Source organism: Cohnella sp., from assembly GCF_041640265.1.
Taxonomy (GTDB): Bacteria; Bacillota; Bacilli; order Paenibacillales; family Paenibacillaceae; genus Cohnella.
Map to the genome: position 1 here is coordinate 1 of NZ_JBEQAP010000004.1, position 23225 is coordinate 23225.

Annotated in this window: 21 protein-coding genes; 16 read left to right on the forward strand and 5 right to left on the reverse strand. The window is 47.4% G+C overall.

From position 1 onward, the window contains the following. Positions 1 to 290: 290 nt before the first annotated feature. Complete coding sequence (gene comER, locus ACESLK_RS04295; RefSeq protein ID WP_372662772.1) at positions 291 to 1124, reverse strand: late competence protein ComER; 834 nt, start codon at positions 1122 to 1124, stop codon at positions 291 to 293. Positions 1125 to 1225: 101 nt separating this feature from the next. Between comER and ACESLK_RS04300 the strand changes: the two genes are divergently transcribed. The 6 genes from ACESLK_RS04300 (at position 1226) to ACESLK_RS04325 (ending at position 7555) form a co-directional block, all read left to right on the forward strand. After that, positions 1226 to 1798 (forward strand): ComEA family DNA-binding protein, encoded by a 573-nt coding sequence (locus ACESLK_RS04300; RefSeq protein ID WP_372662776.1) that lies wholly within the window; start codon positions 1226 to 1228, stop codon positions 1796 to 1798. A 110-nt stretch (positions 1799 to 1908) separates the two neighbouring features. Then, positions 1909 to 2433, forward strand: coding sequence for a deoxycytidylate deaminase (locus ACESLK_RS04305; RefSeq protein WP_372662779.1), 525 nt, complete (start codon positions 1909 to 1911; stop codon positions 2431 to 2433). A 73-nt stretch (positions 2434 to 2506) separates the two neighbouring features. Beyond that, complete coding sequence (locus ACESLK_RS04310) at positions 2507 to 5122, forward strand: DNA internalization-related competence protein ComEC/Rec2 (RefSeq protein WP_372662782.1); 2616 nt, start codon at positions 2507 to 2509, stop codon at positions 5120 to 5122. 76 nt (positions 5123 to 5198) lie between these two features. Continuing rightward, positions 5199 to 5729: an RNA polymerase sigma factor gene (locus tag ACESLK_RS04315; RefSeq protein ID WP_372662785.1), complete on the forward strand. Its 531-nt coding sequence runs from the start codon at positions 5199 to 5201 to the stop codon at positions 5727 to 5729. After that, a complete protein-coding gene (locus tag ACESLK_RS04320) occupies positions 5710 to 6678 on the forward strand; it encodes a hypothetical protein (RefSeq protein ID WP_372662788.1) in 969 nt (322 codons plus the stop codon). The genes ACESLK_RS04315 and ACESLK_RS04320 overlap by 20 nt, the downstream gene beginning before the upstream one ends. 25 nt (positions 6679 to 6703) lie before the next feature. Continuing rightward, the gene (locus tag ACESLK_RS04325; protein WP_372662792.1) at positions 6704 to 7555 is read left to right on the forward strand and encodes a hypothetical protein; all 852 of its coding nucleotides are present in this window, start codon (positions 6704 to 6706) and stop codon (positions 7553 to 7555) included. Positions 7556 to 7594: 39 nt separating this feature from the next. Here the strand turns inward: ACESLK_RS04325 and ACESLK_RS04330 are convergent, their stop codons facing one another. Both ACESLK_RS04330 and ACESLK_RS04335 read right to left on the reverse strand, forming a co-directional pair. Next, complete coding sequence (locus ACESLK_RS04330) at positions 7595 to 9058, reverse strand: hypothetical protein (RefSeq protein ID WP_372662795.1); 1464 nt, start codon at positions 9056 to 9058, stop codon at positions 7595 to 7597. Next, positions 9055 to 9588 (reverse strand): RNA polymerase sigma factor, encoded by a 534-nt coding sequence (locus ACESLK_RS04335; protein ID WP_372662798.1) that lies wholly within the window; start codon positions 9586 to 9588, stop codon positions 9055 to 9057. The genes ACESLK_RS04330 and ACESLK_RS04335 overlap by 4 nt, the downstream gene beginning before the upstream one ends. Positions 9589 to 9784: 196 nt before the next feature. Between ACESLK_RS04335 and ACESLK_RS04340 the strand changes: the two genes are divergently transcribed. The 3 genes from ACESLK_RS04340 (at position 9785) to holA (ending at position 12576) form a co-directional block, all read left to right on the forward strand. Beyond that, entirely contained in the window at positions 9785 to 10333 is a 549-nt protein-coding gene (locus ACESLK_RS04340) for an RNA polymerase sigma factor (RefSeq protein ID WP_372662801.1), read from the forward strand. Beyond that, a complete protein-coding gene (locus ACESLK_RS04345; protein WP_372662804.1) occupies positions 10330 to 11334 on the forward strand; it encodes an anti-sigma factor family protein in 1005 nt (334 codons plus the stop codon). The genes ACESLK_RS04340 and ACESLK_RS04345 overlap by 4 nt, the downstream gene beginning before the upstream one ends. 210 nt (positions 11335 to 11544) lie before the next feature. After that, positions 11545 to 12576 (forward strand): DNA polymerase III subunit delta, encoded by a 1032-nt coding sequence (holA, locus tag ACESLK_RS04350; RefSeq protein WP_372662807.1) that lies wholly within the window; start codon positions 11545 to 11547, stop codon positions 12574 to 12576. A gap of 156 nt (positions 12577 to 12732) precedes the next feature. Here the strand turns inward: holA and rpsT are convergent, their stop codons facing one another. After that, positions 12733 to 13005: a 30S ribosomal protein S20 gene (rpsT, locus tag ACESLK_RS04355; RefSeq protein WP_372662809.1), complete on the reverse strand. Its 273-nt coding sequence runs from the start codon at positions 13003 to 13005 to the stop codon at positions 12733 to 12735. Positions 13006 to 13134: 129 nt separating this feature from the next. Between rpsT and gpr the strand changes: the two genes are divergently transcribed. From gpr to hemW, 6 genes are all read left to right on the forward strand, one after another. Further along, positions 13135 to 14145 carry a GPR endopeptidase gene (gene gpr, locus ACESLK_RS04360; RefSeq protein ID WP_372662812.1) on the forward strand — a complete coding sequence of 337 codons (1011 nt, stop codon included), beginning with the start codon at positions 13135 to 13137 and terminating at the stop codon, positions 14143 to 14145. A 191-nt stretch (positions 14146 to 14336) separates the two neighbouring features. After that, the gene (locus ACESLK_RS04365; RefSeq protein WP_372662815.1) at positions 14337 to 15593 is read left to right on the forward strand and encodes a stage II sporulation protein P; all 1257 of its coding nucleotides are present in this window, start codon (positions 14337 to 14339) and stop codon (positions 15591 to 15593) included. A gap of 18 nt (positions 15594 to 15611) precedes the next feature. Next, a complete protein-coding gene (locus ACESLK_RS04370; protein WP_372662818.1) occupies positions 15612 to 16007 on the forward strand; it encodes a hypothetical protein in 396 nt (131 codons plus the stop codon). 400 nt (positions 16008 to 16407) lie between these two features. Beyond that, positions 16408 to 18363 (forward strand): endonuclease MutS2, encoded by a 1956-nt coding sequence (locus tag ACESLK_RS04375; protein ID WP_372662820.1) that lies wholly within the window; start codon positions 16408 to 16410, stop codon positions 18361 to 18363. A 74-nt stretch (positions 18364 to 18437) separates the two neighbouring features. After that, entirely contained in the window at positions 18438 to 20255 is a 1818-nt protein-coding gene (gene lepA / locus ACESLK_RS04380) for a translation elongation factor 4 (protein WP_372662823.1), read from the forward strand. A 500-nt stretch (positions 20256 to 20755) separates the two neighbouring features. Beyond that, complete coding sequence (gene hemW, locus ACESLK_RS04385; protein ID WP_372662826.1) at positions 20756 to 21946, forward strand: radical SAM family heme chaperone HemW; 1191 nt, start codon at positions 20756 to 20758, stop codon at positions 21944 to 21946. Between the two features lie 4 nt (positions 21947 to 21950). Here hemW and ACESLK_RS04390 read toward each other — a convergent pair whose 3' ends face one another. Continuing rightward, the gene (locus ACESLK_RS04390; protein ID WP_372662829.1) at positions 21951 to 22496 is read right to left on the reverse strand and encodes a DUF1572 family protein; all 546 of its coding nucleotides are present in this window, start codon (positions 22494 to 22496) and stop codon (positions 21951 to 21953) included. A gap of 149 nt (positions 22497 to 22645) precedes the next feature. Here ACESLK_RS04390 and ACESLK_RS04395 point away from each other — a divergent pair, with 149 nt between their 5' ends. Next, complete coding sequence (locus ACESLK_RS04395; RefSeq protein WP_372662832.1) at positions 22646 to 23140, forward strand: N-acetyltransferase; 495 nt, start codon at positions 22646 to 22648, stop codon at positions 23138 to 23140. The last annotated feature ends 85 nt before the right edge of the window (positions 23141 to 23225 follow it).

Genomic DNA, 23225 nt, shown 5'->3' on the forward strand with positions numbered 1-23225 from the left:
GAATACAATCGAATCCGCATTCATTCTTCCATTGGTTACTTAACCCCGCATTTATGCGAAAAGAGGTACTACGAGCAGCAGCAGGCCGCATAAGTTTGTGTCTACTTTCTTGACAGAACTCCATTTCAGCGACTGTCGAGGGCTGTAGTTTGCAGAAGCGAAACTGCGCGGCAGTCTCAGTGGCTTTCGAGAGCTGTAGTTTGCAGAAGCGAAACTGCGCGGCAGTCTCAGTGGCTTTCGAGAGCAAACGAAAAAGAGCGGTTTAGCCTATTGCTAAGTCCGCCCTCGCTCTAGGTTCGCTCCCGGGGGAATAAGGAGGAGTCGACTCGGTCTAGATCCTCCGCGAATTTCTCGTGTGTTGTGTAGATAACTTGCAGGAAAGCACCGCGGGTCGATTTGCGCAAAACTTCTAGAGCAGCTGCGGTTATACCGCCGGGAACAGAGACCTTGGCCTGCAGCTCGCTCGGTGTACAGGGATGCTCTAGCATGAGTCGTGCTGTTCCAAGCATCATTTCACAGGCAAGCTCAGTAGCGATTTCCCGTTCCATACCCGTGGACATGACTGCCGCTTCTATAAACTGTTCCAGCAGATTGGCGAGAAAAGCTGGTCCGCAGCTAGATATATCTGAGGCGACCCGTACTTCCTCCTCCAATATTTCGATTGGTTTGCTTATAGAGGAGAACATATTCCACAATGCGGTTCGGTCTTCATTCGTTAGCCTTGTACCCCACATGAACAAGGATGCTCCGCTCCCGACGGCATTCACGACGCTTGGTATTATTTTAACGACTTTACAAGGTAGAATCTCTTCCAAAGAACTTATCTTTACAGGGCTAGTTACAGAAATGACAATTTGGTTTTGATTTAGAGCAGGGGCAATTTCATTCAACACTCCTCGAAAATCCAATGGCTTTACGCACAAAAACAAATAGTCCGTCCCGATCGCTGCTTGCTTATTGTTTGCAGCAATTTGCAGGCCTGGATATTGTTGCGCTAGAATGGACGGCTTGGAGGGTGTTCGGGAGCTGACAACGATATTGTCTGGGTGCATGACGCCAGCGCGTATGAATGCCCCTATTAGCAGGCTCCCCATGCTACCCGCGCCGATGAAGCCGATCTTCATCTTTGTATCCCTCCACTTTGCAAGTGATCTTCTTTTCATCCTATGAGCAAGAGGTTGGCCGACATACCGGTTTTTTATTTAAAAAAATAGGAGTGGTATCGATGACGGAAAAAAATGTGTTTTTTACTCAAAAGCTTTTGATTGTCGGCATGTTAACTATCGGAGGGATACTTCTCGCCTATGCTCTATTTCACAACAAATCAAATGCAACAATGTCGGAATGGGTGCCAGTTAACTCTTCTTTGAAGAAAGCGCTGGAAACGATGAAAACAACCGAAGACACCGACACAAACCAATCCACCAAAGACCCCAACACAAAGCCAAGTGTTAGTACAGCTAACCCAACCCAAACTTCTCATCAAGACACTTCTCCAAGCTTATCCGAATCTAAAGTTGAGCCTAAGTCCGAGGCAACAACCTCTCCTAAATTAACTATCCCTATCGCTTCAGAACAGCCGGATAGCAATTCCGCAATAATCGATCTGAATCATGCGACGCAAGCTGAGTTGGAAACGTTACCGGGTATCGGACCATCCAAAGCCCAAGCGATTATTTCTTACCGGCAACAGAAAAGCGGGTTCAGCAGTGTGAAGCAATTATTAGAAGTAAAGGGGATTGGCCCAAAAATGCTTGATCGTATATCAACGCTTATCCGCGTCTCCAAACCAGAATGAATTTGCCGCCATACTTTTCTTTTACATTGGGAGAAAATATGAGAAAATGAATAATGAATGCAATAATTCACTTATTGGCGATTAGCTAGCTCTAATCTCGGAGGTTATGGATGATGACATCCCTGCGCAAAGACTGGGATACGTATTTTATGGATATCGCTTTTATGGTCTCAACCCGATCACGCTGTCCGCGCCGCCATGTCGGTACGGTTCTCGTGCAAGGGAAGAAACTTCTGGGTACAGCATACAATGGAGCCCCGATGGGCGTTCAGGATTGCTCTGAAGCGGGCTGTATGATTGTGGAAGAATATGAATCCGCTCCCGCAAATGACGAATCAACCGTGATGATCAAGAAACAGAGGTGTATCCGCACCATTCATGCTGAACAGAATCTGCTTCTGTTCACGGATCGGGTCGATCGAGAGGGCTCGATTGTATACGTTACAGATCAGCCCTGCTGGACGTGTGCGAACATGCTCGCGAATAGCGGTATAGTGGAAATTGTATATAATCGCCCTTATCCGAAGGATCACGGGAAAGTAGCGACCCTCATGAGCCGAAGAGGAATACTGTTCCGTCAGATCGAGAATTATGTTCCACCTGCGGATACCGAAGTGATGGACAAAAATAGCTAACGGAGGAAGAACCTCCTTACCGGCCTAAATCGGTAAGGAGGTTCTTTTTTGTCTGAAAGGAGAGAGATCGAGCATGGAAAGAAGGCCGCTTGTCGCCGTTACTTGCTGCTGGGTGATGGGGGTTTCCATTCTGTCTTTATTTCAGGGATTAGATGCCGCTCTAGCCATGGTCTCATTGTTGCTTCTGCTCGTAGGCACAGGTTTGTTATACACAGTAAATTGGAAGCTGCTGCTCGTCTGCGTTTTAGCTTTGTTACTTTCAAGCGGAGAACGTCTATGGATAGAACGAGGTAATATATCAGACATTCCCGCTAACGAAGCGGCTATTGGAAATGAGGTTACATTAAGAGGTTATATTTCCTCGGATGTTGAGGTAGATGGAGATTTGGTAATGTTTCGCCTAAAGGCCCAAGAGATTCAGCTCTCGCAGACGGCTCCAAAGCAGTCAATGAGCGATACAGTAGTCATAAGAGTGAAGCTTGCAGAGGAATCAGAGCAGCAGACTGCAAACATGTGGAAAAGAGGAGATACCGTCCAACTGAAGGGAGAGATGAAGCAGCCAGGTGATGCGGGTAATTTCGGAGCCTTTGACTATCGGAGTTATTTGAAGAAGCAGGGAATCCATTGGCAGCTAAATGTTAAAGGAACGAATTCTGTTACCCATATACAAGAAAAAATAGACCTGAGGATGAAATGCCTTCGGGTTCTGGATGACTTCCGGAGGGCGATCGGCGCATTGATGGACCGAATGTACCCTCATGGGGATTCCGGATATATGAAAGGCTTGGTTGTGGGTATTCGATCCGATTTAAATCCGGAGCAATTCGATGATTTCGCAAGGCTGGGATTAACGCATGTGCTCGCGATCTCCGGGCTTCATGTAGGGGTTATCGTATTTCTCCTCCTGCAATTCGGGGCATGGATGAGGTTAACGAGAGAGCGTACCTTAGACATGACAATAGCGTTGATGCCTATATACATGATGATCACGGGCGCTTCTCCTTCAGCTGTTCGGGCCTGTCTTATGGCTATGCTAGCGCTTTGGTTAGCACGTCGTCACGCTTTGAAGGATGGACTTCATCTTCTGTCCGCTGCGGCTCTGCTTATGCTTATATGGAATCCTTCTCTCATTGCCGATGTCAGCTTCCAGCTATCGTTTATCGTGACTGCCGGTTTGCTGCTTTTCGTCCCGACGGTGACAGAGTCGCTGCCCTTTCGATGGAAATGGCTGAGGGGAGCCATTGCAGTCACGTTGACAGCACAGGTGGTTTCATTTCCTCTGACAGCGTATTATTTCCATTCCGTTCATTTGCTGTCCCTGCCTGCCAATTTACTTCTCGTGCCCTTCATCAGCTTTATAGTTATGCCGTTAGGAATGGCTTCTATTGCAATGGGGGCCATATGGTTACCGTTGGGAATCATCCCAGCAAAGCTTGCCACAATGGGAAACCACTTCACCTTTGCGATTGTAGAGAGGCTTAGCCGATTCGAAGAGTTAAGAACGGTATGGCCTCAGACTTCCTTGTTGTGGGTGATCATCGCCTATATGCTAATGGGTGCGGGTATCGTTTTGTTAAAAAGAAGAATAGTCGAGAAGAAAGACCGGGAATGGTGGATTAGCCAATCAGCTGATGCGAGTCTAACAATTGGACTGGGCGAAATGACAGCACCCCTCGTTTATGTGCCTGCGCAATCGGATGAGAATAAGAGAAAATCTCGTATTCTTAAGCTCTCAATTGCCGTTATAGGTTTGGGTTGGCTAATTTGGGGTTATCAGCTGGCGATACTGGACAGAAGTGCGACAGTTTCTTTTATTAATGTGGGCCAAGGAGACTGTATTCTGATCCGCACCGGAAAAGGGAAACATATCCTCATCGATACCGGGGGTACCATTAATTTCCGTAAACCAGGCGAGGAGTGGCGAGAGCGACGGGATCCCTACGAGATAGGGCGCAAGCTGTTAGTTCCTTTGCTGCTTAAGCGGGGAGTCCGTGATCTAGATGCTCTCGTGCTTACTCATTTAGATGCAGATCATATGGGAGGTGCTCGAGCAGTTATTGATCAAATTCCGGTTCGTGCAATACTTTTCAACGGTACTGTGAAGGATGCTCCGGCATCTAATAACATGTTCCAGCTGGCATTGGATAAGGGCATTCCTTTTTATGCCGTTCATGCTCCCATGGAATGGGAGGTCGACCAATCGACAACGCTCAGCGCCCTTTATCCTGCGGAGGATCTGACCGGTGAGAGCGACATGATAAAGGTTTCAAGTGATCAGAATGAACGGAGCATTGTTCTACTGATTACCATATATGAACGTCTATTTTTGCTTCCGGGCGATCTGGAATCGAAGGGAGAGCAAGCCGTCGTAGAGGCACAAATCAATGCAGGCGAGACGATGCAAAGGCACATCGATGTATTAAAAGCTGGCCATCACGGCAGCAAAACTTCCACGACGCAAGCCTGGCTTAACTATTGGCAGCCGCAAGAAACTGTCATTTCAGCCGGCCTTAATAACCTATACGGACATCCTCATCCAACTGTTATGCAAAGATTATTTGCTTTAGGAAGCGCTATCCTGCGTACCGATCTGGACGGAGAGATCCAATACCGTATTTCTGCGGATGGAACGATGGCTCGTAGAACTCTGTATTCCCGAGTGGAGAATAAAGATGTGCGTGTCTGGTAAAATAAAATTTACAATAGTGTAATTTATTGATCATATCCACGTCTAATTACTTAGAGAAGATAAGCGGGGTGTGAGAATGGAGCGGTACTCTAAGATTGAGGAGTGGTTTTGTGCATATGGATCGGATGTTCATCATTTTTTGGTCTATTATCTAGGGGATAACAACGTAGAAGATCTTGTTCAGGATGTTTTTATCAAAGCTTTGAAAGGATTCTATCGGTACGAAGGACGATCCAGTCCGAAAACATGGCTGTTTGCAATTGCGCGCCGGGTAGCAATGGATCATGAACGGAAACATAAGCTTGCTGGGCTGTTGACGATTCGCTTATCGAAGGAGATAAGAATCTCTGATAAGACGTTTGATGAATTGATATTCATGCGTGAGGATTTGGCATCCATCTATTCGATTATGAAAAAATTGAAGCGCAGCTATAGGGAAGTTCTCTTATTACGGGTAATGGGTGATTTCACGGCTGCTGAGACGGCAGACATTCTTCACTGGTCTATACCTAAAGTTAACGTAACGTTGCATCGTGCATTAAAAAAACTGCGCGATCATTATGACAAGATTGAAGGTGGTGTGGAACATGTTGCAGAAAGAGCATGACGTCGTTGAGTTGCTAAAGGCTATGCCAAAAAAAGAGCTTTCAGCGGAAGCGAGTCGAACCATTTTGAACTCTTTGCGGGAAAGGGTTGTTAAAGCAGGTAGAACGCATAACAGATATCATTTGTTAGGAAATGTCCTGCTGTTTATGACCGTTATTGTATTCATTGGGGCACTTCCGTTTACACCTTTAATCGTTGAAAAAGCGAAACAAGGGGATTGGTTTCAGGGAGTTTTCCCGATCACGAGTCGTTCTCAAACTTGGGAAATCAGTCCGAAGTTCGATCATGTGAGTAAAGATGGCACCGTTATTTATTCACAGCAATTAAGAGGCGTCAAGGGAAAAATAGCATTTACGGAACACACAGATATAATTGCGAACTCAAAAGAAACGGTAGCAAAGATTTTTTGGTATGCTTGGGGAGAATCTGATCGACTAATACAATCGACATTAACAGCCACAGCTGTCAATTTGCAGTCGGGTTCATCCTTTTTACTAAATACCGTGACACTCCAAGGAGCTTTTCATGGTGCCGATGCACATGCTGTAACTACGTTTCATCCGTTTCCTCAAAAAGGTATTTGGCGGATAGATATAGATATCAATGATAAGCGGTACGGCTCCATCGTTGTGCCGGTTAAAGACGAGTATATACAAACAGATACAACCCGCTTTCTACTCTCCAAGGACGATGCAGTTACTGGGCAGATCGGGACAGTCCTGGTTGTTCCAGGCACTAGGGATGATGAAACGATCGAAGTTAGTGTTTCACCAGTTGGCAGCGCGGATTTACAACATAACATCACATTCCGTAAAAGCGGGTCTTTCAATGAAGCGGGTAACATGACGCCGATTACACACTACTGGGGGGTCCTGCAATTTGACACCCAAGGATTATGGCAAATTAAAGTGCTTGGTCAAAAAACGACTGTGACTGTAAAGCAAAAGTAATTTCATCAAGAAAGGGTGAATGAAGATGCATGAAGCGTTGCTATCAGAACTGAGGCAGTTTGTAGTCGAGCTCGAGCAAAAAGAGGCTGCAGCCATATATTTCGTTCCCGACGAGATCATAAAAGCCGTGAAAAAAGCCAAATCGTTGGAAAAATTGCTGCACGAAATATTTATGCAGGTTAGCGGTAACGGCGGAATTCACCTCAGTCCCGTCATCCGCAGGGAGTTCGGTATAAATACGGAGTTGATGGATCACTTCAAGCAGTGGGCACCTTACAGCAAGGAACGGTTTGAGGATGAGCTCCACGATGCGATAGACCGAGCGGAGATTCGTGCGGGAAACCAGGGAGTGTTTTTTGCAGGTACGCCCAGCAAAAAGGAAGCGGAAGACGCACTCCAATTATTGAAGGATATCGCACATGCTGCGGTAAGCTGTCAGTTTCATGCCAAGCCAGCGGTATCGGAGTTATATGTTGAAATCTTGGATAAACTTCTGCAATTTTATGCCCTGGCGAATACATACCCTGAGGGGAATGCCGTTAGTTACCGAAACCTCATCTCGGCCGACCGACTTTATGCGATGTCAGGAGGTGACGATACGAGCACGGATGCCTTGAAGGCTTTTGCCAAGGAGTGGTATCAGCAGTCACCGCATACATTCCTGGAGAGCATGGAAGGGTATTTTTCATATGAATATGTTCACCACTTCTTGTACGCATTAACGGAGGATCAGCTGGAGCGGCTGCGCAGCGATTATATCCGGTACATCGAGGAAGAATTCAAGCTGACAAGGGCCAAGCCGGAAATAAATCACGCGAAAAATTTGAAAATCATGCTGGAAACGGTATTAGGCTGGACGCCGCAATACCCAGTATAAGGATAACCCGCTGATTCCGGAAATCAGCGGGTCGAAGGATCAATTATCGGGGGCGTAGCGAATATTCGCGACGACGGAGAGGAACAACGGACGTATTTGTTCTGTATCCTTTGTCTTATAGCGGATTGCGATATAGGTTCTACGTTCCTCATCGTGCTCGTACAGGAAGTAGTCGTAACGGATGGATTTGTCATCTCCCCAGAATTCAGTGCCTACATATTCGGAATACTGCGCGAGATCGGATTCTTTCCGTAAGTAAGGCAACGTTGATTCATCAGCATCCCTAAATTGGATGATTCCCATGCCGTTTTCCGCCTCATATTCGGACCCATCCTCGAATTTGACCTCCTTGATGGAGGAAGGCAGGTAAAGACCGAAGTCCTTGTAAGGGACTTTGAACCAATTTGCCTCTAAGGAAGCTTTCCCAACTTGTAATTGTATAGAATCCGTTCCGTCATACAAACCGCCGATGATGAGCGGATCTTTCCCGCCTTCTGCATTTTGGATGAGCTCCATAACGTCTTCGCCTTTTTTATACTGATACATTCGTTTCAGATTAGGGAAGATTGCCGAGAAAATCTTCCGGTTGTGGTCGTAAATAACGGAATAGGGATGCTCGGCTTGAAACGCTTTGTTAAGATCGACAAATCTAATCTGTCCGTTTATTTTTTTGAAGATGCCTACTTCTCCGATCGTAGAGGAGATCGTCGCAATAACCTCGGAAATCCCATCCTCGTCGATATCGACTTCCTGAATGTGAGTATTAAGCTGAAAGTCTCTTATTGGAACGCCGGGCAGACCTTCTTCGAAGTGAATCCAGTCATTCGTTACGCAATTTGCCCCGCAAACGCCGTAGATCCGAATATAAAATTCGCCGAAGATATAGCTCCCTCTAACCTCGATATCATCCAGATAGGGCAGCTCGCCTGCAGGACCGAGTTCATAAATATCACTGGTTGGCAGGGTGCCCACGCCGCCCGTAAGTATTTCCATGCCGGAATACAGCTGGGAATCACCTTCATTTTTAACATAAATAAAATAATTACCAAGATCGCCTTCAGCTTCAATGGTTCGTTTCACGATAACAGAAGCTTTGGGTATTCGAGTCGCTTCAACCCTCCTTAAGTCCACCGGATAAGCTCCCGGGAAATCGAGCGGGTTCTCGTAAACCAGCCGGATTTGTTCATCAAGCTCGGGAACTTGAGTTTCCGGCGTTTGAGTGCTCTCAGGTGGTACAGGTGAAGGACTTTCCAAGTTTAGCGACGGCTCAGGTGAGGCTGGCGCTGGCGCCGGACTATTAATATTCGGATAAATAAACAGCAATAGTCCGGTTAGACAAACGCCAATTGTTAACGCTGCGGTCCACATCGCAAAATTCCTTTTACGAGGCCGTTCCTCCATTACCTGTCTGTTAACTTCTTGCTTCATCTCTTCAGTAAATAACGGTTTTGCAAAAGGGCCGCCCTTGGCTTGTTCATACCAATCCGGTTTAGGTTGATTCATTTTTCCCACCTCTTCAATTGGTTCTCTACTTCCATGCGGGCGCGATGAAGCCTTGATTTAACTGTGCCTGCTGGAAGGTTCAGCATTTGAGCTGTTTCTTGAATGGTCAGGTCGTACTCCAAATCCAGAATGAGTACTTCGCGAAGCTTGTTCGAGAGCTTCATGATGATGCTCCAAACTTCGTCGGCGGATTGCTTATCCACATAATCCGCCTCTGCAGACGGGGCCGATTGTCTGGATTTGACAGATCCGAATAATAGCACCTTTCGAAAATAACTGGAGGATAAATAGTTCAAGGATATATTTCTAGTAATGGTGAGCAGCCAGGTTTTGATGGAAGACTGACCTCTGAACGTATGGATTTTGTAATGTGCTTTAATAAACACTTCTTGTGCGATATCTTTGGCTTGTTCTCTGTTCTTGGTCAGAAAATAAGCATATTTCCAGACATCGTCGCCGTATTGATCCATAAGCAGAGTTAGCTCCGAGTCATCGATGGAATCCACGTGCTTCAAATATTCAGAACCCATAGGTTCACCTCCAACCTATTAGACAGTACGTAATCCCATTTGGTTCCGTTCATCCAACATAAAACATTATGCGTTTTAGAACATTTTTGCTAGACTAAAAGTTAGAAAGAAAATAATGCCGAAAAATCCCTCTGGGGGATTGCAACCTTTATGCAGATAACAACGTCTGAGAGGATGCAGGGGAGGAGGATCTTCTGTGGTGGAGCCGGCTCTGATCAAAGCCGCGCAAGCGGGCGACCGGGAAGCACTCGTTGCGCTGCTCCGCGATATTGAGAAACATGTCTATCGCACTGCTTATTATCTATTAAACAATGAGCAGGATGCTTTGGATGCATCGCAAGATGCACTCATACGAATTTATACGAAAATTAATTCATACGAGGAAAAAGCTCAATTTCGCACGTGGGTGCAGCGGATCGTAACGAATATATGTATTGATAAATTTCGGCGCAAAAAACCCTCCGTCTCTATAGATGAGCATGATATGGTTTTCCATGCGGGGGATAATGTAGAAACCGAGGTTCTTTCCGCATACGCTGCTGAGGAAATTCGCGAAGCGATCGGCAAGCTGCCGGAGCATCATCGAACGGTTGTCGTACTCCGTTATTTGCAAGATTTCTCTTATAATGAGATTGCTGACGCCTTAAATTTACCGCTTAACACTGTTAAATCGTATTTATTCAGAGCCCGACAGCAATTGCAAATTCTACTTCATGATTATCAGAAAGGTGGTGTCCGGGGATGATTTGCCAAGAGGTGATGGAATTCATGCAGCGTTACATTGACGGCGATTTGAATCAACAAGAAACGTCGCTCATGATGGATCATGTTGGTCATTGCCCGGATTGTGCTGCCATGCTAGGTAGATTGCAACGATTATCCAGTGAGCTGGAGCAATTGCCGCGAGTTGTTCCCAGGTATAGTCTCGTAGACGCTATTCTTCCGGAATTGGATCGGCTCCATTCTGAGCAATCAGAGGGCTTACACAGCGAGGAGATTGTAACCGATACGGCGCCTGCGACTCTAACCAGATCAAATCGCCCTAGACGTGATGTGATCCGTAAAATATCAGGTGTCGTAGCTGCTGGCGTTATCGCAGGGCTTCTGATCTTCAGCCAGCCTCAGAACTGGTCATTTACCGGTGGAGTAAGCAATGATGAAGCGGCACCTGCTCCAATGGCAGCTCAGATGGAGAATGTAACCGAATTTTCGGCAAAAGCTAAGATTTCAGACACAGCAGAATCCTCTGATATGATGAAAAATAGCGAAGCAGCCGATGGTACGGGAAACCAGGCCAATGAACCTGATGTGTCCGATGCTACGAGTTACGCACCTGCAGAAGAGTTTTCAGCGAAAGATCAGTTCGGCGAGGGAATAGACAAGAACGATTCTGCCAGCGGGAGCGGAGAGCAAGAGAGTCGTGGCATCACGTCCACTGAGAACCCTGATTCTTCAGTGACCGAGAGTTCGACTTCACTCACATCTAAGCAACCAGTCTCTACCGAAGCTTCCGTATCACCTGATGAGAAGTGGAGAGCTATCGCTGTCCAAGGCTCAGGTATCATACAGGTGTATAAAACAGAAGACGAAAGCGAGTGGTTTCACTCCGAGCTTAGGGAGGGCCAGATCAGCCTGCTGAGCTGGAATGAAGATAGTACGCTGCTGTATTATACTCATACGGATGCAGAAGGTCGGCAGACCCGCTATGTGTTCGACATATTAAATGTAGTTGAATCCGTTCGCTGACTCCTCTGTCACCATTTATGATCGTTTAGCGTATAGTGTACAGAAGGAGTTGGCGATCGTCTTCGGACTTTCGTCGCGGTCGTTCGCGCACGGTACCATGGGCCGGCCGGCGAACGTTGATATAGATGTCCGAGGACAGAGGGATCGCGCCAAACCTAATGGTGTGATCTCTTTGTTATTTGTCATCCATATGAGAGTTGGGGGAACGAAATGGAAGTCAAACAAGCTTTTCGTCATATCAAGCAAGGCAGCATTTCCCCAATATATATTTGTTATGGAACTGAAGCCTATATTATGAACGAGTTTATTGAACGTTTGCTCGAGCAGCTTGTAGAGCCTGAGCATCGAGAGATGGCAATCGTGCGCTTCGATACCGGAGAAACTCCTATCGACAGCATTATCGAAGAGGCGGAGACCCTTCCTTTTCTGGTCCCCAGCAAAATCGTTCTCGTCCGGGACAGCGTCTTATTCGCTTCAGGTAAAGAATCTAGCCGTGTCGAGCATCGACCGGAGCGTCTGTTAACCTACATAGGACAGCCCTCTGAGACCACAGTGCTCGTCTTTATCGTACCCCACGAGAAGCTGGATGAACGCAAGAAGCTTGTCAAAACCGCTAAATCAAGTGATTTCGTAATCTCTTTCACTCCCCTGCAATCCGAGGAGCTTCTACAGTGGTTACTGAAACGTGTGGGGAGCCAAGGGCGTTCGATCGACAAGCAGACCGCAGAGGAGCTCTTGCGACGCATAGGAACAGACATGAATGCATTAGCGGCCGAAGTAGACAAGCTATGCTTGCACGCTGGTGCAGGCGGTACTGTGTCAAGCGAATCGGTTGTCGCGTTAGTACCTATGGCGACAGAGCAGAATGTATTCAAATTGACGGAGGAGCTTGCAGCATTACGGACTGCAGAAGTGTTAAACCTCTATTACGATTTACTTAAGCAGAGGGAAGAACCAATTAAGCTTATGGCTCTACTGGTCCGCCAATTTCGCAATATGCTCTATGTTAAAGAGCTTAGCTCCCAAGGCTACTCTCCGCAGCAGATGGCTTCTCAGCTCGGTCTGCATCCTTATGCTGTTAAGATAACAGGCGAGCAAGCACGCAAGTTCAGTCCGGAGCGACTGGCCGCCTTACTGTCCGAGTTAGCCGATCTAGACTTTGCCATGAAGACTGGCCGCATTGACAAAGCTCTAGGTCTTGAGCTCTTCTTAATGAAGACAGGGTCAGCGGGGGCAAGTTAATCTTTTTGTTCGACTTTTGCAAACTACAGCGTGGAATGAGTACATCAAAACCAACAAAAAAAGCCATCCTAAACAGGTAAACCTGCATTAGGATGGCTTTTTTCCTGACCGCTATGTCAGCGGGACAAGGCGGTCGCATATGCATCAGGCACGAGCTTACGCTTGTGCGGACAATGCGTTGATTTTTTTGGCTAGACGGGATTTTTTGCGGGCAGCTGCATTTTTGTGAATGAGGCCTTTAGTTGCCGCTTTATCCAATTTCTTCTGAGCTACGCCTAGTGCTGCTTTCGCAGCAGCAACGTCTGTTCCAACTACCGCTTGATCGGCTTGTTTAACAGCCGTACGAAGAGCAGATTTATGAGAAGCGTTACGCTGACGACGAGCTTCGTTCGTTTTGGTACGTTTAATGGCGGATTTGATGTTTGGCATTCTTTTCACCTCCAAGCAAAAACAGAAGTATTTCTCCACACAACTTGTAACATTCTATCATGCAAGGGGGTAAAAAGCAAGCTAACTTCCCATCTTAATCCGCATACGAAAGGGGCTGTCTATCACCTAATGGATAATGATTTGTCAATGTACAATGTACGGACGGATTTAGCATTGGAAGCCAAAGAGATCGCGACGCAATTGTCTGGAGCTACGGGGGAAATAGCTGGTGTTTGGTCTGAGGTGGATAATAACGACGATGGAATAAACATATCTCGTATGCACATCCAAACGGAAGAAGGCGCACAGAAAATTGGTAAGATGATCGGCCATTATGTGACGCTGGAGGTTCCTGAGCTTCGCCAAGGAGACACCGAGCTTCAGGATAAGGTCGCCACCTCGTTCGCTCGTGAATTCGAGGCGTTCTTGAAACGAGTCGGAATCAATGAGACAAGCAGCGTGCTGATCGTAGGTCTGGGGAATTGGAATGTTACACCAGATGCATTAGGGCCGCTTGTCGTCGAGAATGTGATGGTGACAAGGCATTATTTCGAATTAATGCCCGATCAGGTGAGTCCTGGTTATCGGAGAGTTAGTGCTGTCGCACCGGGTGTGCTCGGAACGACGGGGATCGAATCGAGCGATATCGTACATGGAATTGTAGATAAAGCAAAGCCTGATCTCGTTATCGCTGTGGATGCATTGGCTGCAAAATCCTTGGAACGAGTGAATACGACGATACAGATCGCGGATACAGGAATTCACCCCGGCTCAGGCGTAGGCAATAAACGCAAAGGGCTTACCCAAGAAGTACTCGGGGTTCCTTGTATTGCAATAGGAGTTCCCACCGTGGTATACGCATCAACCATCGTCAACAACACGATGGATTTAGTTTTCGCCCATATGAAGAAACATACTCCCGAGACAGGATCTTTGTTCGGCGTTTTCGGAACGATGGAGGAAAATCAGCGATTGATGCTGGTGAAGGAAGTGCTCCAGCCGCTTGGCCATGACCTGCTGGTAACCCCGAAGGAAGTAGACAAGTTTATGGAGGACATTGCCAATATCATCGCAAGCGGCCTTAACGCATCGCTTCATGAGGCTGTCGATACACATAATGTAGCGGCTTATACACACTAGCTTTCTAAATATTAAGTCGATATGCACGAAAACCGGCCAAGCGATCAGCGGGCCGGTTTTTTAATCACTCACTCTATGAACCTCTCTAAACCGTTGGTTCTATCATTTTCGATTCTCTCATATGCTTCTATACCTTTAGAAAATGAGAGAAGGAAGGCTCTGCAGGCTGGAGGCTCCGGGGAGGATGAGTGATGAAACGTACTGTCGTATCGCTGAATTGGTCTCAATTGAAAGCCAAATGGCGGCGGATTCTGATTACAGGCCGAGCTTATTTTATATTAAGCGTATGTTCGATGGTGCTGTTTGTTTTATTAGGACTCGGGGGAATGCTCCAGAAATCCTTGGCTGCCTCACCCGTGCAATCGATGAAAGGCTTCGCCGCTTCTGTATCTGGGCAATTTTTTCAATCGCTGCTAGGGATGGAGCTTCCACATATGGCTCCCGTTGAAGGGTCGCCTTTTCAGACGGTCCGGATGGCTTCATTCCTGCTCCGGTTCTTAACGGATATAAACCCGGATGATCCTAAGAGTTTACTAGCTTTGGAGATGCCCGGAATGCCGAGGGACCACTCGGTTCTGCTGCGTCCTGGCTCAGGAAATCCGGATGCTCCGGAGGATCACGGTCCTCTTGACGAAGAGGGAATGCAGCAGGGTGGCGGATTCTCAGATATTACTGGCCTGCCCGATCCGATTGAGATCCAAGGAGACGAACAGGATCCGGCTCAAGCAACGCCGACGCCGGATTCTGCCGCTAATGGGGACCATTTACCTGACAATGCAGATCAACAAACAACGGAAGGACGGAAGGTGGTTTTCATCTATCATTCCCATAACCGGGAGTCTTGGTATCCCGAGCTTAAGTCGGATAAGAAGGACCCGAACTCCGATAGCGTAAATATTACTCTTGTCGGCAAACATTTAGCGAAGCAATTGGATTCGCTGGGCGTAGGGAGCACACATTCCTCGAAGGATTATCCCACTACTGTTCAGGGCTATAATTGGAATTATTCCTATAAATATTCATTACAGACGGTTCGCCAAGCGTTGGCAAGCAACAAGCAATTGAAATTTTTCTTCGATATTCATCGCGATTCGCAGCGACGCAAGAAAACGACGGCCACCATTAATGCGAAGGATTATGCTCAGGTTTATTTCATTATCGGACATCGCAATCCAAATTGGCGGGAAAATGAAGATTTCGCGAATCAAATTCACGAACGGCTTGAGAAGGACTACCCGGGATTATCGCGAGGGGTATGGGGGAAAACAGCAGCTAGCGGGAATGGAGAATATAACCAATCCATAGCGCCGGACAGCGTTCTCCTGGAAATCGGCGGTGTCGACAATACGCTCGAGGAAAGCTATCGGACAGCGGATGTGCTCGCGAAGGTTATCGCAGAATTGTATTGGGAGAATGAGGAAGCGGTCAAAGTGAGCGCGGAAAAATAATTTTAGAGGGGGATTCATATGCGTCGGAGTACAATAAAATTGCTTGTTTTTGCGGGGATCGTAGCGTTTGCGGTCTTGTACGGAATGGAGCTTTCCTCCAAAGGGATCGAGGATGTGAATGGACCTTGGAGTACGACGAGCCCGGCAACCGAGCGTGGAGACACGTCAGAGAATGAGGAATGGACTCTTCCGACACAGGAGCCCGTACAAGAGGAAAGACAATCCAGAGCGACGCAGAGCCCCGTTGATGATACGCCTTATTATGATTGGGACGAGGAGGAGTACGGAATTCCGCGCGATGACCGTAAGCCGATTGTAGATCGATTATCCGGCAAAACCGCGGAGGTACTGCATGATTTATCACGCAACGGAATCAAATTGGTCGTGTCCCTATTTGATCGTGTAACAGGATGAGTCTAGGCTTGACGTTGCTGTGCGTCTGTTTTATGATTAGCTCAAATGAATTTTAAGGGGCAAATTTGTATGTTGGTATCGGTTCTGAACTGATTCATCTCATAAGCTGCGAATAGGATATGGCAAGGGATAGAAACCGTCTATAGGATGGTTTATTTCCTTGTATCTCCTGAAGCGGCTCTGATGACCAGTGAAGAACCGGTGAAGACCGCCCCTTACGAAGAACCTTTTCGGGGAGATCAGCCGTGCTCATTCAGGGTACGGTTTTTTTTGTGCAAAAAAGGATGTATCTCCTTGTTTGCGCTCTCTCCGGAAATGCTTCCGACAGGCTGCGAGCTTGCGCCGATGGCGCTCTTGCAGCCTATTTTTTATTCTCACAACCCATTAGGAGGTTTTACCCTTGAGACAACATTCAATGAACAAGCTTGAATATAACCGCGTTATCGACACATTGATGAAATATGCAACCACTTACCTCGGACGAGGTCATATCGAATCGCTCCAACCGCTTCATGATCGTCAGATCATTTCCCGCAGATTAGCGGAGACACAAGAAGCAGGTCGTTTGCTCGCCAAGGGAGGCTCTGCTCCGCTTCCTTCCTTGGAAGGAATGGAGGCCATTATGACTCTGCTCGGCACAGGATATGTGATGGCGGAGCAGGATTTCAGCTACGTTGCCCAGTTCGCTCGCAGCTGCGAGCAATTAAGACAGTACATGTCCTCCAAGAAAGCGGAGGCTCCAGACGTAGCGGCTTATGCCGCATCCATGCATGATCTAAAGCCGCTCAGAGATGCGATCGAAGCTTGCATCGATCGGGGACGCATAGTGGATACGGCGAGCACGGAATTACACAAAATCCGCAAAAAAATCCGAACCGCCGAAGAAAGATTACAGAAACGATTAGAGGGCATGCTGTCCCGTCATGCGGATATTTTGCAAGAACGGCTGATCAGCCAACGGGGCGGAAGATACGTGCTGCCGGTCAAGAAGGAATACCGTAAGCGGATTCCGGGTACGGTGCTCGATGAATCCGCAAGCGGACAAACGGTGTTTGTCGAGCCTTCTGAGCTTGCAGGCTTACAGATGGATTTAAGCGCATTAAGAGCGGAGGAAACAAAGGAAGAAACGCAAATATTAGCTCAGCTTTCCTCAGAGGTAGAGTCTTATGCCTATGAGCTAAACATAAACCTTGAAACCGTCGGTCACTACGACTTCCTATTTGCTAAGGCGAAGTGGGGGCTTTTTATTGAAGGAATCGCACCCATACTGAACGAGAATCGCTGCATAGATTTGCGTGACGCCAGGCATCCCTTGCTGACGGTTAAGCCTATCCCTTTGAATATTCAGATAGGAGATGAATATAAAGCTTTGCTCATAACAGGTCCGAATACGGGCGGTAAAACCGTTGCGCTTAAAACGGTGGGTTTACTGACGTTAATGGCCCAGTCCGGCTTGCTTATTCCGGCAGCCGAAGGAAGCTGCTTGGCGGTCTTCCAGGCGGTTGAGGTCGATATCGGCGATGATCAAAGCTTGGATTCCTCGCTCAGCACATTTTCCTCGCATCTGCGCAATGTGATTGATATTTTAACGCATGCGGGTTCATCTACACTGGTGCTGCTCGATGAGCTGGCGACGGGAACGGATCCCGGCGAGGGCGTCGGTCTGTCCATTGCTGTACTGGAGGAGTTGTATCGCAGAGGCTCGGTTATTATGGCGACAACGCATTTTAATGAAATTAAGGAATATGCCAGAGTGACGCCCGGATTCCAAAATGCGCGGATGGCGTTCGACGAAGAAACCCTGCGACCGCTGTACCGACTGGATATGGGGGAAGCGGGCAATAGTTATGCATTCGTCATCGCAAGTAAATTAGGTATCTCCGAAGCGATCATCGACCGGGCAAAAACGATTGCAAGCAGCTTGAAGTCGGGCGAAAGTACCGCTGTAATTCCAGCCTTTCCTAGAAACAGCAGCAAGCAAACAGAATCCCCGAGAGGCCAGAAGTTGCGAACAACTGCATCAAAGTACAAGTCGACAAAAGAGGCTCAAGGTGCATTTGTGAGCTGGGAAATCGGAGATGTCGTGTATATTCCGCAATTGCGTAAATCTGGAGTTGTGTATCGACTACCCGATGAGCGGGGGAATATGATCGTGCAGGTACAGAAGGAAAAGCTGACGATTAACCGCAAGAGGGTTCGCCGCTACATCGAGAAGAAGCTCTTGTATCCAGGTGATGACTACGATATGGATATCGTCTTCGAATCCGTGGAGCACAGGAAGAAACGCAAGTTGATGAGCAAGCGGCATGTCGAAGGTTTGTCGATCGAGAAGCCTTCCGAGAAATCGCCTCATTGATGCATCGAATAGACGCTGTTATAATGAAGTGATCGTCATCTGACGCATGGAACCGGCTGGAGGTACTTATTTTAATGGCAGAAACAACTTTTAAACAAAGCAACATTCGCAATTTCTGTATTATCGCGCACATCGACCACGGGAAATCAACGTTGGCCGACCGCATTTTGGAATATACGGGCACACTCACTTCACGAGAAATGCAGGAGCAGGTTTTGGATTCGATGGACCTTGAACGCGAACGGGGAATTACGATAAAGCTGCAAGCGGTTCGACTCTTGTACAAAGCGGACGACGGGGAAACCTATATGCTTCACTTGATCGATACTCCGGGACATGTAGATTTCACTTACGAGGTATCGCGGAGCTTGGCAGCTTGTGAAGGCGCATTGCTAGTCGTAGATGCCGCTCAAGGGATTGAAGCACAGACGTTAGCGAACGTTTACCTTGCGCTCGATAATAACCTGGAAATCGTCCCGGTCATTAACAAAATCGATCTGCCCAGCGCAGATCCGGAGCGGGTTAAGAAGGAAGTCGAGGATGTAATTGGCCTCGATACCAGTGATGCCGTGCTGGCTTCCGCGAAGAACGGCATTGGGATCAAGGAGATTTTGGAGCAGGTCGTGGCCAAGATTCCGGCTCCTCAGGGCGATCGGAACAAGCCGCTCAAAGCACTGATTTTCGACTCCCATTATGATCCTTATAAAGGGGTAGTCTGTTATATCCGTATCGTCGACGGAACGATCCGTGCGGGTACGCGAATGAAGTTCATGGCGACAGGAGCCAACTTCGATGTTATCGAGGTAGGAACCTTCATGCCTCGCCCTACGGCGGTTCAAGAGCTTGGACCCGGAGATGTCGGCTTCGTGACGGCTTCGATTAGGAACGTGAAGGACACGCGTGTCGGAGATACGATTACCGATATGAAGAATCCGACTGCGGAAGCCCTTCCAGGCTACCGACGAGTGAATCCGATGGTGTTCTGCGGGCTGTACCCGATTGAAACGACGGATTATAACGATTTAAGGGATGCCTTAGAGAAGCTCGAGCTTAATGATGCTTCACTCCGCTACGAGCCCGAGTCATCGCAGGCATTAGGTTTCGGATATCGTTGCGGATTCCTTGGCATGCTCCACATGGAGATCATTCAAGAGCGTATTGAACGCGAGTTCAATATTCCGCTTATCACGACAGCGCCAAGCGTTATTTACAAGGTCACCTTGACGAATGGCGAAGTGCTTGAAATTTCCAATCCCGCGGATTATCCAGAGGCTGGAAAGCTCGAATTCGTTGAAGAGCCTTACGTCAAAGCTTCTATTATCGTGCCGAATGAATTTGTCGGGGCAATTATGGAGCTGTGTCAGAACAAACGCGGCGAGTTCATCGATATGCAATATCTAGACACGAACCGTGTAACCTTGAAATATAACATCCCGTTAGCCGAAATCGTTTACGATTTCTTCGACCAGCTGAAGTCTAGCACGAAGGGATATGCATCATTCGATTATGAGCTTACCGGCTATCGCCAATCCAGCCTTGTTAAGATGGATATTCTGTTAAACGCGGAGAAGGTCGATGCGCTGTCCTTCATCGTGCATAAGGACAGGGCTTATGCCCGTGGCCGGGTAATCTGCGAGAAGCTCAAGGATCTGATTCCTCGTCAAATGTTCGAGGTGCCTATCCAAGCCGCGATTGGCCAGAAGATCGTCTCCCGCGAGTCCATAAAGGCGATGCGGAAGAATGTTCTTGCCAAATGTTACGGCGGAGATATTTCCCGTAAACGCAAGCTGCTCGACAAGCAGAAGGAAGGTAAGAAGCGGATGAAGCAGGTCGGCAATGTCGAAGTGCCTCAGGAAGCGTTCATGGCCGTCCTTAAGCTGGATAATGATTAATTGAGCTATTTAGTTAACTTGCGCTACCTAAAAAATAATGAACAATAGCGGGCTTCTTGCCCGCTATTCGTTTTCTCGGATTATATACTTGATCTGAATGTCTCCGACATAAAGATTGAACGCCGTGAAAAACGGACGCAAGCTCAATACAAATGTGTACAGCCGTCTATCTTGTTAATTAATTTTATTTCTACCGCTAATTACTTCAAAAAATCATTAAAAGAGAAACTTGTGGCAAAAGTGCCAGTAATAAGGTCGAAATTTGCCCAAACAGGCTGGTGGCATCGGATTACATGTAGATTTGCCGCTATATCTTAGAAATCAGGAAAATGCAATAAGATTAGTGGTAGATATACATCTAAACGTAACAGATAACTCCGAAAACCCTGCTTCTTATTTAACGTACAATTAATCACCGACCCAATCGTTCGCAGACTCAGCAGGACGGCGAAGCCGTATTTTGTAGCCGCCCTAAATCTTAGCAATCGAGGTGAAACAGCATGCAGCATCCTTCAGAAATTCAAATTGAACCCACCCCTGCCGTCCATTCCTGGACGCCAAGGGCCTTGTATATCCATATCCCATTTTGCACAAACAAATGCTTTTACTGCGACTTCAACTCTTATGTGGCTGCGGGTCAGCCAATAGATGCCTATCTGGATGCGTTGGAGAATGAAATGAGACTTACGGTTGCCCAGCTGCCTCCGACTAGGATCGATACTGTGTTCGTGGGCGGCGGAACTCCAACCGTGCTCAATCCATCCCAAATGGCGCGGTTTCTTGCGTCTGTGCAGAAGCATTTTCCTCTTGCACCAGACGTGGAATTTACGATGGAAGCCAATCCGGGCACGACGGATATGGAGAAGCTCGCGGCGATGCGTGAAGGCGGCGTTAACCGTATTAGCTTCGGAGCACAAACCTTCGACGACGGCTTGCTGGCTGCGATCGGGAGAATTCATGCAGCTCAGGACGTCGTTCAAAGTATCGCGAATGCCAAAGCAGCAGGCTTCACGAACCTGTCAATTGACTTGATGTTCGGATTGCCGAACCAAACGCTGCAGCAGCTTAGGGATAGCGTTACCAAGGCGTTAGGGTTGGACCTGCCGCACTATTCCCTCTACGGCCTAAAAGTGGAGGAAAATACTCTATTCCATCGCTTATACCAACGAGACGAGCTTCCCCTTCCGGAAGAGGATGATGAGCTGGCCATGTATGAGCACTTGATGGAGAGGTTAAGCGGGGCTGGATATCGTCATTACGAGATCAGCAACTTCGCGAGACCGGGTTATGAGAGCCGCCACAATACGACCTATTGGCGTAATGAACCCTACTACGGTTTGGGCGCAGGAGCTCACGGATATGCCAAAGGGCTGCGTCATATCAATATTAAAGGTGTACAGCCTTATATAGACGCTGCTAATAAGTCTCTACCGTTATTGGAGCAGAGCCGTGTAAGCCTTGAGGAAGCGATGGGAGATTTTATGATGGTCGGACTCCGATTGCAGACTGGCGTTACGCAGCTAGACTTCAGCCGTCAATTCGAGGGAGCTAAGCTTGAAGAGGTTTTCGGTCCTGCTCTAAAGAGACTTCAGACTCAGGGATTGCTTGAGAAACAAGAAGAGCCAATCGGATATCGATTGACTCCTAAGGGCGTTATTTTCGGTAATGAAGTGTTCGGAGCTTTTGTTTAGACGGTCACTTCTGCATCATATTCTCGTTAAACTTGCCAGATCCGCCTTTTGCGATGCTAAGCGTCTGCCAACTGGCGGATTTATGCGCTTTGGCCGCGTAGACAATTTGACCAACGTGATAGCCGTAGTGAGAGATCTGTCGGAGTATGGCTTGGATTACTGTGTGATCTTGACTGCGGATGGTCACGTTCCGAAGGAGATCCTCTGGCTGCAAGCTTTCGAGAGTGTGTAATAAGACGGACCAGCCCGTTTCCCAAATAGCCTTTAGATGGGTTAAGTCCTTAATGTCGTCCACGAACTCATCATCACGATTTCGGTTCGGTTTCTCGCCATCAGACGTTAAGAAATCCGTCCAACGGGAAAGCATGTTGCCGGCAATATGCTTGACTATTAATGCAATACTGTTGCTTTCATTGTCCGGAACCCATTTCACTCCATCCTCATACAATTGGGAAAGCGCGCCGTCACCCAGTGCTTTTATACTTCTAAAGCTGCTAATTGCGGTTTCCAGTACATGTACTTCAAGCGAATCCTGCTGCTCGTCGTTCACTAATAGACCCCCTTCGATGGATAATGATGTAAATTCATCATACGATATATTATTTCAACCATCACCCTAAAATTTCTCCCTTGAGAGTTCATTCGTTTTAATGTATATTTATACATACATTATTTATTGGTTAGAAAGAAGGAATTCACATGTCAGTCATCTGCCGCAAAGCGCTGCTCGAGGATGTGGATGCGCTATATGATCTTATACAGGGCTACGCTGCCCAAGGGATCATGTTACCGCGATCTAGAGAGGCTTTGGCTCGTAATATCGATACCTTTTTTGTTGCGCAGGATGAGGATCGCCTCATTGGATGCGGTTCTTTGTGTCGATTGGGTAATGACTTGGTGGAGATTCGCTCGCTAGGAATTGTGGATGGCTACAAGGGGCATGGCATTGGAAGCCGTTTAGTAGACGCATTAATTGAGGAAGCAAGAGAGCTTAAGATTCCTAAAGTAATGGCTCTGACCTACGAAGCGAAATTTTTTCAGAAAAACGGCTTTCAAATCGTGGAAAAAGAGATTTTTCCGGAGAAAGTTTGGACGGATTGCATCCATTGTCCGAAGCAGCAGTGCTGTGATGAAATTGCCGTGCTGAAGGTGATCGAACCTGCCCCGCAGTATGAGCAATTAAGTTTCGCCTAAATCTGATTTAACGTGCCAAATCAAACCGGAACGTTCTTGACAGGTCCGAATTGGTTTGGTATTTTTGTATTAGCAATTAGCACTC